We start from the raw sequence: 9695 nt of genomic DNA, 5'->3' as shown, positions 1-9695 counted from the left end.
GAGGGGTCAGGGAGGGGACGACGCCGTCGCCGATCAGGCCGATCAGGTACGACTCCGTTGTCCTGCTCATGGGGCTCCTGGGTACGGGAAGGGGCGGTCTGTGAGCCACGTTACAGGACGATTGCAGCAACGCAATGCATCGTTGCGGAAAAGTTTTGACTCGCAGCAGAAACGATGTCACGCTTGGAGGGCCGCTGTGACGGGTGCCACAGCGCGAACGAGCAGAACGAGGAGGTTCCCTTGACGACGATCGCCGAGATCGCGCAGGCCGCCGGCGTCTCGAAGTCGACGGTCTCGAGGTCGTTCACCCGGCCCGACTCGGTCAACGCCGAGACCCGGGACCGCATCCTCGCCGTCGCCGCCGGGCTGGGCTACACCCCGCCCCCCGCCAAGGCCGAGGCCACCGGGACCATCGCGCTGTCCATCCCCGACATCGCGAACCCCTACTACCCCCCGCTGGTCAAGGCGATCCAGTCCGCCTGCCGGCGCCAGTCGATCTCGCTCCTCGTCGTGGACGGCGAGGACGACCCGGAGTCGGATGCCGAAGAGCTCGAGCGGATCATCGGCCGTGTCGACGGCGCGATCGTCTTCGCGCCGCGCATGGACGCCGAGAGGCTCCGGGCCCTCGACGCGGTCTCCCCCGTCGTGCTCATCAACCACGTCGCCGAGGGGCTGCCCGCCGTCGTCCTCTCGGCCCCGGAAGGCGCGCGGCAGGCGGTCGAGCACCTCGCAGCGCTCGGGCACCGCTCCATCGCGTACCTCGCAAGCCTCGAGGACAACTACTCGAGCCGGGTGCGCCTTGCGGCCGCAGAGGAGGCTGCCGATCACCTCGGCTGCACCCTCATCGTCCTCACGCACGCTGAGCCGACCTACGCGGCCGGCATCCGTGCAGCGGACCTCGTTCTCGCGGAACCGGTGACGGCGGTGATCGCCCACAACGACCTCATGGCGTTCGGGTGCATCAACCGTCTCGCCGACCGCGGCGTCGCAGCCGGGACCGACATCAGCGTCATCGGCTTCGACGACATCTGGCTCGCGTCTGCCTCACGGCCCGCGCTCACCACGGTCAACACGCCGTACGAGCGCGGCGGCGCCGTCGCCCTCCGACTCCTCACGGAACGGATTGCCGACCCTACCCGTCCGGCCAACACGGTTCACCTCTCCGGAGACCTCATCGTGCGCAGCAGCACCGCGCCAGCCCGGGTCCCCGTGGCCTGAAATCCGACCCATCCACCTGTCCCCACTCCACCTGTTCGCACGAAAGGCGAAAGCCAATGGCCAAGTTCAGCGGGATCACCGACCCCGACGTCAGGACCCCGGAAGAGCAGGCGCGCCGCCTCAAGCGCGCCAAGAAGGCAGCACTCGCGGCCTTCCTCGGCGGTGCCCTCGAGTACTACGACTTCTTCGTCTACGCGACAGCGGCGTCGCTCGTGTTCTCGAAGATCTTCTTCCCCTCGGGCAACCCCACGGTCGCGCTGATCTCCTCGTTCGCGACGTTCGGCGTCGCGTACGTTGCCCGGCCGTTCGGCGCCGTCGTCTTCGGCCACCTCGGTGACCGCCTCGGCCGCAAGAACACCCTCGTGCTCACGCTCGTCCTCATGGGCAGCGCCACGTTCCTCATCGGCGCGCTCCCGGACTTCCACGCCGCCGGCTACATTGCGCCGATCCTCCTCGTGGTACTTCGCCTCTGCCAGGGCCTCTCGGCGGGCGCTGAGACGGCCGGCGCCTCGGCGCTCACCATGGAGGAGTCGCCCGTCGGGCGCCGCGCGTTCTTCCCGTCGTTCTCGATGAGCGGCATCTCGACCGGCATCGTGCTCGCGTCGCTCGTGTTCCTCCCCGTCGCGGCGATGAGCGAGGCCGACCGCCTCGCGTGGGGCTGGCGCATCCCGTTCTGGTGCTCCCTCGTGGTCCTCGTCGTCGCGTACCTCGTGCGGCGCTCGCTCGAGGAGCCCGAGGTCTTCGAGGAGAAGGCCGAGCACAACGACCTCGTGAAGCTGCCCGTCGCGGACATGTTCGCCACCCACACGCCGCAGTTCATCCAGGTCGCCCTCATGTCCTTCGAGACCGTGACGAACACGTTCATGCAGTCGTTCGGCCTCGCGTACGCCGTCTCAGTCGGCATCCCGGCCTCGACCATGCTGTGGGTGAGCATCGTCGGCAACGTGATCGCGATCGGCACCCAGCCGCTCGCGGCCATGCTCTCCGACCGCTTCGGCCGCAAGCCGCTCTTCATCACGGGGATCATCGGCTCGGCGATCCTGATCTTCATCTACTTCTCGTCGATCTCCACGAAGAACGTGCCCCTCGTCTTCGTCACGAGCACGCTCATCACGGCCGGCACCTACGCGATGTCGAACGCCATCTACCCGGCGTGGTTCGCGGAGCTCTTCAACGTCCGCGTCCGCTACTCGGGCATGGCGATCGGCCTCCAGATCGGCATCCTCTGCGCAGGCTTCACGCCGCTGCTCGGCACCGCGCTCGTCGGTGGCATTCCCTCCAACTGGGGCCCGGCGGCGTGGATCGTGGCTGGTTCCTCGGTACTCGCGCTCATCGGCGCGATCTGGGGACGCGAGACGTTCCGCACACCGATCCACGAACTCGGGAACAAGGTCCGCGGCTCGAAGTAGCCCTGGGACCAAGAAGGGGCGGGGCCCCGCAGCGCCGGCGAGCGCTGCAGGGCCCCGCCCCTTCGCTGTGTGTGGGCGTGGGTGGGTCAGCGGCGGTGTCGGCGCAGGAACGCCGCGACCCTCTTCGGGAACTCCTCTGGGTCGGTCGCGAGCCCGGGTGGCTCTCGGCGTACGGGTCCGACGAGCGGGAGCAGGCCCCGGTCGACGGCGGCCTTGGCAGCGCGCAGCGAACCCTGAGCGACCCCCGCCCAGGTATCGAGCAGGGCGGCCAACTCGGCGTCGACCTCGCCGTCAGCGGCGAGCGTGGTGACGAGGCCGGCGTCGTGCGCCTCCTCGCCCGTCAGGATACGGCCGCCATAGAGCAGGTCCTTGGCCCTGGCTGGCCCGACGCGCAGGGAGAGCCGGGCTGCGAACGATGGCGGCACAAGGATCCCCAGCCGCGAGATCGGCATTCCGACGCGCGCCGAAGCTGCGGTGAGCTGGAGATCGCAGGCGAGTGCGAGCTGGAAGCCACCGCCGGCGGCGACGCCTTCGACGACGGCGACCGTGGGCATGGGAAGGTCCTCGATCGCGCGGAGCGCCTGTTCCATCCGCCAGAAGCGGTGCGTCACCTCCTCGCCACTGGCGGCTTCCCATTCCCGGAGGTCCGACCCGGCGCTGAACACGCCTCCGCGACCGCGGACGACGACGGCTCGCACCGAATTCTCGGACGCGAGCTTCCGCGCGGCGCGCTCGATCTCCTCCCACTGCCCCATGCCGAGGGCATTGAGCCGCTCCCCGTTGCCGAACGCGATCGTCGCGACGGACTCCGTGACCTCGACCGACACTTCCTCCATGACGCCGGCCCCACTTCCCGTCATTGAACGGCGCCCTGCGTGTGAAGGCGATCGATATCCGATCTGGAAAGCCCCGCTCCGGCCAGGATCTCATCGCTGTGCTGACCGAGCAGGGGCGGCGGCATCCGCACGGACGCCGGCGTGCGCGTGAGCCGCACCGGACAGTTCACTACCTTCAGCGTCCCCGCCTCGGGATGCTCGACTTCGGCGACCATCCCCCGCGCGAGCACCTGCGGGTCGGCGAGCGCCTGGTCCACGGTCTGGATGGGGCCCACCGGCACCCCGGCCGCGTCGAGGCTCGCGACCCATTCCGCCGTCGTCGCCCGGCTCAGCTCCCGCTCGAGAAGGGGGATGAGCTCGTCGCGGTGGGCCACGCGCAAGGGGTTGGTCGCAAAGCGCTCATCGTCCGCCAGCTCGGGCCGGCCGAGCGCCGCGGCGAACTTCCCCCACAGGCTGTCGTTCCCGACAGCGATCATCACGAAGCCGTCCGACGTGGGAAACGCCTGATACGGCGCAATGGTCGGATGGGCCGAGCCGTAGCGCCGAGGCGTCTCACCGTTCGCGAAGTACCCGCTCGCCACGTAGGTCAGCCAGGACACCGAGCCGTCGAGCAGGCTGATGTCGACCCACTGGCCGTGCCCCGTGCGTGTCTTCTCGTGCAGGGCCGCGAGAATGCCGATGACGGCCCACGTGCCCGCAACCAGATCGGCGCTGCTCACTCCGACGCGGACGGGCGGCCCGTCCGTCTCGCCCGTCACGCTCATGATCCCGCTCCGCGCCTGGGCGATCGCGTCGTAGCCGGCACGGCTCGATTCAGGGCCAGTCTGTCCGTAGCCGCTGATCGAGGCGTAGACGAGTCCGGGGTTGGCCGCGGCGAGCTCCTCGTAGCCGAGGCCCAGTCGCTCGGCGGTGCCGGGCCGGAAGTTCTCCACGACCACGTCGGCCTTGAGGGCGAGCCTCCTGACGGCAGCCAGCCCTTCCGGCGTCTTGAGGTCGACGGCGAGGCTCCGCTTGTTGCGGTTCACCGAGAGGAAGTAGGCCGCTTGACCGCCTTGGAAGGGCGGCCCCCAGTGGCGCGTGTCGTCGCCTTGGCCCGGCTGCTCGACCTTGATGACGTCGGCACCGAGGTCCGCGAGCGTCATCGTTGCGAACGGGCCGGACAGGATGCGGCTGAGATCCAGGACAAGCAGGTCCCGGAGGGGACCCTCGGCGCGCGGAGCCTCGGGGAGCGTCCCCGGCGCCGGCTCACGCGGACGCCGGGCGGCCTCGCTCACCGTCATACCGTCGTCGCCCCCTTGCGGGTTGCCCGCGACGGCACGGCGCCGCCCGTCGTCGACCGGCGCAGGAGCAGGAGCGATGCCATGCTCACGACGGCGCAGAAGATGATGTACACCGAGATCCACGTCGAACTGCCGGTGCCCTGCAGGATCTCGGCCGCGATGAGAGGCGCGGGGCCGCCGGCGATCACGCTTGCGAGCTGGTACCCGAGGCCGGCTCCGGTGTACCGGATGTCGGCGTCGAAGCTCTCCGCGATGAGGGCCGCCTGCGGCCCGTACTGGATGTCGTGGAAGATGAGGCTGACCACGACGGCGATCCCGATGATGAGGGCGTTGCCCGTGTTGAGGAGCCCGAAGTACGGGAAGGCGTACAAGCCCGTCAGGACGACTCCGGTGCCGTAGATGAGCCTTCGGCCGAACCGGTCCGAGAGGATTCCGAACACGGGGATGCTGATGAGGCCGAGGGCTGCGGCGATGAGGGTGTCCACGAGGATGGCGTCACTGCTGAACTTGACGTGCTTCGTGGCGTACGTGATGACGAACGTGATGAAGAGGTAGAACGGGGCCTGCTCCGACATGCGGACGAGGGCGGAGAGGAGGATCTCCTTGGGCTGGCGGCGGATGGCCTCGATGATCGGCGCGACGACCACCTTCTCGGTCGTGCGCAGCGTCTGGAACTCCGGGCTTTCGACGACGCGGAGCCGGACGAACAGGGCGACGCCGATCAGGACGATGCTCGCGAGGAAGGGTATCCGCCACCCGTAGGTCACGAAGTCATGCCCGGTTGCCGCGGTCGTGAGCCGAACGAGTCCCGTTGAGAGGATGAGGCCGAGCGGAACGCCGAGCTGCGGCCAGCTCGCCGAGAGGCCACGGCGGTGCTTCTGGCCCCACTCCATGGCGATCAGCACGGAGCCGCCCCATTCGCCGCCCACGCCGATGCCCTGGACGACCCGGAGCACGGTCAGGAGGATCGGGGCCCACAGCCCGATGGCCTGGTAGGTGGGGAGGACGCCGATGAGCACGGTGCCGATGGCCATGAGGAGCAGGGTCGCCATCAGCGTGGTCTTGCGGCCGATACGGTCACCGTAGTGGCCGAAGATCGCCGCACCGATCGGCCGCGCGACGAACCCGACGAACTGGGTGCCGAAGGCCGCGATGGTTCCCGTCAGTGCGCCCTCCCCTCCGGGGAAGAACAGCTGGGGGAAGACCAGGGCTGCTGCGGTTCCGTAGAGAAAGAAGTCGTACCACTCGATGGTGGTGCCGACCACGCTCGCGACGGTCGCGCGCCGCACGGCCTGCTCACGGGTTACTGCTTGAACACTCATCATTCCTCCGTCGGCCTGATGTCTGATCCTGTGGGATCCGGGGTGCGTTGCAATTGCGTGGTGCTAGTTGTGGAGATTCGGGACGAGCTGGCCCGCGAGGAGCCTGCCCGCCCCCTCGATGGCGGGGCCGTGGCCGAGCGCCTTGAGGATTTCGTAGGCCGTGGCCGTCGCTGCCGTGACGACCGGGAGGCCGAGCTCGTCCTCGACCGGCTGGACCGAGGCGAGCGAGGGCATCTGGACGCAGGCCGAGAGGACGACGGCGTCGACGCCTTCGCGGTCGAGCCTGCGCGCGATGCCCGGGAGCTGTGCGGGGTCCAGCCGTCCGACCTCGAGGTTGTCCGCGACCTCGAGTCCGACGACGTCGTGCACCTCGATGCCCGCGCCCTCGATGTAGTCGCCGACCATCCTCGTCAGCTCTGGCATGTAGGGCGTGACCATGACGACCCGCCGGGCACCGAGGCCGGCAAGGGTTCGCACGAGCGCACCGGCGCTGCTCGCCACTGCCGCGGGGTGGCCGTTCGAGCGTGCGGCGTCGGCGATGACGGACTCAGAGCCGACGTGGGCCCCGGGTCCCTGGGCCATCACGGCGACGAGGCACGCGTAGGCGATGACGTCGACGTCGGCATCGGAGACTGAGACCGCACAGTCAGCGGCCTTCGAGACCATCGCCGCGAGCTCTTCCGGTGTGACGTTCTTGAGGGCCGCGCGGGCGGAGTGGAACGTGTAGTGGTGGCCGGTCGCCTCGGTCTGGCGGCGGAAGAGCTCGGGGAGCTCGGTTTCCATCGTGGTGTTGGAGCTTGGGACGATCAGCCCGATTCTGGACCTGTTCGCCGGCGGACTGTGCGGCTGAGGTTGGATCACTGAGTCCTCCACGTCCTTGTACAGACCTTCGCGGAACCCGCATCGTGAGTTCTCGACCCATAATCCGGGCGCGGTCGTAGACTGTCAATGGGTAACGAAGCCCGTCTTTCGGCGCCCTCGAATACCCTGAGCGTCAGACAGTGCGGCCCGAGGAATGGACGGTGGGCAATCCATGGCAAGAGAACCGGGGGGCGCGTCGGCGCCGCTCCTCGTGCTGAGCAAGGTCAGCGACATCCTCGACTGCTTCTCCCTCGAGGAGCCCGAACCCACCCTGCAGCAGATCGTGCGGAGCACCGGACTGCCCGCGAGCACGTGCCAGCGCCTTGTCCAGAACATGGTGCGCGAGGGCTTCCTCGACCGAGACGGCGATCAGTACAGAATCGGCATTCGTCTGGTGCGCTGGTCAGCCCCCGGCACGATCGGTCTCGACATCGTCCGGACCGTGCGGCCCATTCTGCACCGGCTGCGCGACGAGACCGGTGAGACGGCCTGCCTCTACGTGCGGGACGGAGTCCACCGCACGGTCGTCGCCGTCGCGGACACGCGGCACGTCGTCATGCGCCCCTTCCACGTCGGGCAGGTGATGCCGATCCACGCGGGAGCGCCCGGAAAGATCTTCCTCGCCTTCGACCCCGAGGCGCGCGCAGCCCTCCAGAGCCAGGAGCTGACGAGGTTCACCCCCGCGACCCCAGTCACGTGGGCCGCCCTCGACGAGCAGGCGGCTCAAGCCCGCGAGCAGGGGTTCTTCGCCGCCTTCGGCGAGCGCAACGTCGACGTCGGTTCGATCAGCGCCCCGGTCTTCGACCACACCGGCGAGCTCGCCGCCGTGCTGGGTCTCGGCTTCCCGCTCCAGCGGGTCCACCCGGACGACGTCGCACGGCTGGGTCCCGCCGTCGCCCTCGCCGCGCGCGAGGCGAGTGAGGCAATGGGGCACGACGTCAGGGGACACGACCCGGAGGGGCCAGGCGCGCCGCCGCCTGCCCGCGGGACAGCCGGGAAGAAGCGGGCTTCCTGAGCTCCGTCCTACGGCCTGAGCTGCCTGTCCTACGGCCTGAGCTGCCCGCCCTATGGAATGTCGAGGATCTCGCTCCTGATCACGAACCGCTTCCCCTCCGGCGCCTCGAGCGAGAAGCCGCTCCCGCGGCCCGCCACGAGGTCGACGGTCAGGTGCGTGTGCGACCAGTACGCGAACTGCTCCTTCGACATCCAGAAGCCCAGTTCGCCCCGACATGGGAGGTCGAAGACGCCAAGGAGGACATCGGCGTCGCCCGTCAGGAACTCCCCCGCCGGGTAGCACATGGGCGCGGACCCGTCGCAGCAGCCCCCCGACTGGTGGAACATGAGTGGGCCGTGGCGCTCCCAGAGCGAGTCCAGGAGCGCCGCGGCGGGCTCGGTCAGCGCGACCCGGGAGAAGTCCTCTCCCGGGCGCGCCGGCTTGGCTGGGAGGAGAGCCATCAGTACCTGATCACCACGCGGCCGTCGATCTTCGCGTGGTGCATCTCGTCGAACACCTGGTTGATCTCCTCGAGGTCCCGGGTGTGGAACGTCGGGTGGATCAGGCCGCGCGCGTAGAAGTCGAGCGCCTCGACCATGTCCTGCCGCGTGCCGACGATCGAGCCGCGGATCGTGAGGCCCTTGAGCACGATGTCGAAGATCGGCGCCGGGAAGTCGCCCGGCGGGAGGCCGTTGAAGACGATCGTCCCCCCGCGTCGGGTCATGCCGATCGCGTGCCCGAACGCCGCCGGGTGCACGGCCGTGACGAGGACGCCGTGCACCCCGCCGGTCGCCGCCTGGATGGCCGACGCCGGGTCCTCGGCGAACGCGTTGACCGTCACCTCCGCGCCGTGCTTCCGGGCGAGGGCGAGCTTCTCGTCGGCGACGTCGACGGCCGCGACCCGCATGCCCATCGCGGCCGCGTACTGCACCGCGATGTGCCCGAGACCGCCGATGCCGGAGATCACGACCCACTCCCCCGGGCGCACCTCCGTCTGCTTGAGGCCCTTGTAGACGGTGACTCCCGCGCACAGGACGGGCGCGATCTCGTACGGATCCGCACCGTCGGGGATGCGCGCGGCGAACTTCGTGTCGACGAGCATGTACTGCCCGAAGGAGCCGTCTACGCCGTACCCGCCGTTCTGCTGCGACTCGCACAGGGTCTCCCAGCCCGTGCGGCAGTATTCGCACGTTCCGCACGCGCTCCAGAGCCATGCGTTGCCGATGAGGTCGCCGACCGCGAGGTCCGCGACGCCCTCTCCGAGCGCGACCACAGTGCCGACGCCCTCGTGTCCGGGCACGAGCGGGAGCTTTGGCTTGACCGGCCAGTCGCCCTGGGCCGCGTGGAGGTCGGTGTGGCAGACGCCGCTCGCGATGAGCTTTACGAGGGCCTGGCCTGGGCCGGGCGTGGGGATCTCGACGTCGTCGACGCTGAGTTCCCCGCCGAAACGGTGGACGACCGCGGCCTTGAAGGTCTCGGGAAGCGTGCTGGTCATGGTCATGCTCCTTTGCATGGGTGTGGTTTTCGGGTTCCGGCGCGGATTCGGACCGGAATCGCGGCTCGTGATTCCGCGAGTCGCTGCGGCGCGCCGCCGGACCGGATTGGGGGCCCCATCCCGGTCGGAATCGGTTTGGCGGGCGCACGGACGACGGACGGACGACTGGCGGACCGACGACGGCGCCCCGGTGGCGGTCCGGCGGACCGCAGCCGGGCGAACCGCGCCGGTGGGCACCCGCCGTCGTCCGCTCGCTGGGTCTTAGAAGAAGCCGAGCTTG

Annotated in this window: 9 protein-coding genes; 3 read left to right on the top strand and 6 right to left on the bottom strand. The window is 69.4% G+C overall.

Going from position 1 to position 9695, the window contains the following annotated elements:
* The first annotated feature begins 240 nt into the window (after positions 1 to 240).
* Both V7053_RS16080 and V7053_RS16075 read left to right on the top strand, forming a co-directional pair.
* Entirely contained in the window at positions 241 to 1218 is a 978-nt protein-coding gene (locus tag V7053_RS16080; RefSeq protein ID WP_334173282.1) for a LacI family DNA-binding transcriptional regulator, read from the top strand.
* 56 nt (positions 1219 to 1274) lie between these two features.
* A complete protein-coding gene (locus tag V7053_RS16075; RefSeq protein WP_334173281.1) occupies positions 1275 to 2627 on the top strand; it encodes an MFS transporter in 1353 nt (450 codons plus the stop codon).
* Between the two features lie 86 nt (positions 2628 to 2713).
* On the opposite strand, the gene V7053_RS16070 is transcribed toward V7053_RS16075, so the two are convergent.
* The 4 genes from V7053_RS16070 to V7053_RS16055 form a co-directional block, all read right to left on the bottom strand.
* A complete protein-coding gene (locus V7053_RS16070) occupies positions 2714 to 3487 on the bottom strand; it encodes an enoyl-CoA hydratase/isomerase family protein (RefSeq protein ID WP_334173280.1) in 774 nt (257 codons plus the stop codon).
* Positions 3484 to 4743 (bottom strand): CaiB/BaiF CoA transferase family protein, encoded by a 1260-nt coding sequence (locus V7053_RS16065; protein WP_334173279.1) that lies wholly within the window; start codon positions 4741 to 4743, stop codon positions 3484 to 3486. Before V7053_RS16065 ends, V7053_RS16070 begins: the two co-directional genes overlap by 4 nt.
* The gene (locus tag V7053_RS16060; protein WP_334173278.1) at positions 4740 to 6065 is read right to left on the bottom strand and encodes an MFS transporter; all 1326 of its coding nucleotides are present in this window, start codon (positions 6063 to 6065) and stop codon (positions 4740 to 4742) included. The genes V7053_RS16065 and V7053_RS16060 overlap by 4 nt, the downstream gene beginning before the upstream one ends.
* A gap of 63 nt (positions 6066 to 6128) precedes the next feature.
* Entirely contained in the window at positions 6129 to 6926 is a 798-nt protein-coding gene (locus V7053_RS16055; RefSeq protein WP_443022650.1) for a maleate cis-trans isomerase family protein, read from the bottom strand.
* Between the two features lie 172 nt (positions 6927 to 7098).
* Between V7053_RS16055 and V7053_RS16050 the strand changes: the two genes are divergently transcribed.
* On the top strand, positions 7099 to 7941 hold the full coding sequence (locus V7053_RS16050) for an IclR family transcriptional regulator (RefSeq protein WP_334173276.1): 843 nt from the start codon (positions 7099 to 7101) through the stop codon (positions 7939 to 7941).
* Positions 7942 to 7991: 50 nt separating this feature from the next.
* On the opposite strand, the gene V7053_RS16045 is transcribed toward V7053_RS16050, so the two are convergent.
* Together V7053_RS16045 and adhP are read right to left on the bottom strand one after the other, a co-directional pair.
* Positions 7992 to 8381, bottom strand: a complete 390-nt coding sequence (locus V7053_RS16045) for a DUF779 domain-containing protein (protein WP_334173275.1) — start codon at positions 8379 to 8381, stop codon at positions 7992 to 7994.
* Entirely contained in the window at positions 8381 to 9415 is a 1035-nt protein-coding gene (gene adhP / locus V7053_RS16040) for an alcohol dehydrogenase AdhP (protein ID WP_334173274.1), read from the bottom strand. The genes V7053_RS16045 and adhP overlap by 1 nt, the downstream gene beginning before the upstream one ends.
* Positions 9416 to 9695 lie beyond the last annotated feature (280 nt).

The sequence above is a fragment of the Sinomonas sp. genome (assembly GCF_036848755.1).
GTDB lineage: Bacteria > Actinomycetota > Actinomycetes > Actinomycetales > Micrococcaceae > Sinomonas.
Note: the sequence above shows the minus strand (reverse complement) of the source record. Positions and strands in the feature narration are given on the sequence as shown.